This window comes from Vibrio sp. 1978 (assembly GCF_033344345.1).
In genome coordinates this window covers 1-976 of the sequence record NZ_JAWPOP010000187.1, presented here as the reverse complement: position 1 = coordinate 976, position 976 = coordinate 1, and the positions used below count along the sequence as shown (strand labels likewise).

Annotated in this window: 1 protein-coding gene; it reads right to left on the bottom strand. The window is 42.2% G+C overall.

The window, feature by feature from the left end; translation table 11 throughout:
• Positions 1–83: 83 nt before the first annotated feature.
• Complete coding sequence (gene cysZ / locus R8N49_RS25395; protein ID WP_005489850.1) at positions 84–827, bottom strand: sulfate transporter CysZ; 744 nt, start codon at positions 825–827, stop codon at positions 84–86.
• Between the last annotated feature and the right edge of the window lie 149 nt (positions 828–976).

Sequence of the window (976 nt, the reverse complement as noted above, 5' to 3'; positions counted from 1 at the left end):
GTTATATCTTATTAGGTTGGCCGAGAATTTAGTAAAAAGAAAGGGAAGCGCATCGAACAACCTTCCCTTTCACTAAATTTGACCTAGCGCTGATGTTTAAACTCTGCCACCCACATGGCGGTCGCACCGCATATTGCAACAGGCATGACGATAAGGTTCAAAATTGGAATCGTTGTGAATACTGAAACCAACACACCAAAGCCATAGGCTTTACCTTGCTTTTGTTTCAATTTGTAACGCATGTCGTTGAACGGAATTTTGTGGTTATCGAACGGGTAATCACAATATTGAATCGCGAGCATCCACGCGGTAAAGATAAACCATAAAACCGGGCCGACAGTTTGCCCTAGTGCTGGGATAAGTAAGAGCAAAAACAAGCCAATTGCTTTAGGCAGTATATAAAGCAGTTTTCTCCATTCGCGAGCAAGTACGCGAGGCACATCTTTTAGAACAGCCGTAAAGCCGTCGTCATTAATTTTTTTTCCGGTTAGCGTCTCTTCAACTTTTTCTGCTAACAGCCCGTTGAAGGGAGCGGCAATAAAGTTGGCTAACGTGCTAAAGAAATAAGAGAAGGTGGCCAGTATCGTTAGAGCAAGTAGGGGCCACAAGATATACGTGAGCCAAGAGAGAAACTCTGGTAACTGTCCAATCCAACCTTCAATCCACATGTTCAAGTGGGAGAATAGATAGAAGATAGCCCCACCCACGAGAATAATATTTGCTAAAAGTGGTAACACGACAAAACGTCTTATCTCTGGAGAGAGCGCCAATTGAATTCCGTATAGGAAGTAACCGAATCCGGTTCGTTGCTGATTGTTAATCTTCATATCCAATATTTTCGTGTGAGTGAGAACTCATTGTACCTGTCGATGATTTTCTTTCAATGCCCTAACAATTAGGGTCTTGCAAAGTGGAATCGTGGCAAGAATCACAACAAAAAACGGAACTTCTTGCATTAAGTTGTTCTAAATCTACA

What these genes read in the sequence shown, in the direction of transcription:
- cysZ (WP_005489850.1), bottom strand. Translation starts at nt 827, where the DNA reads ATGAAGATTAACAATCAGCAACGAACCGGATTCGGTTACTTCCTATAC.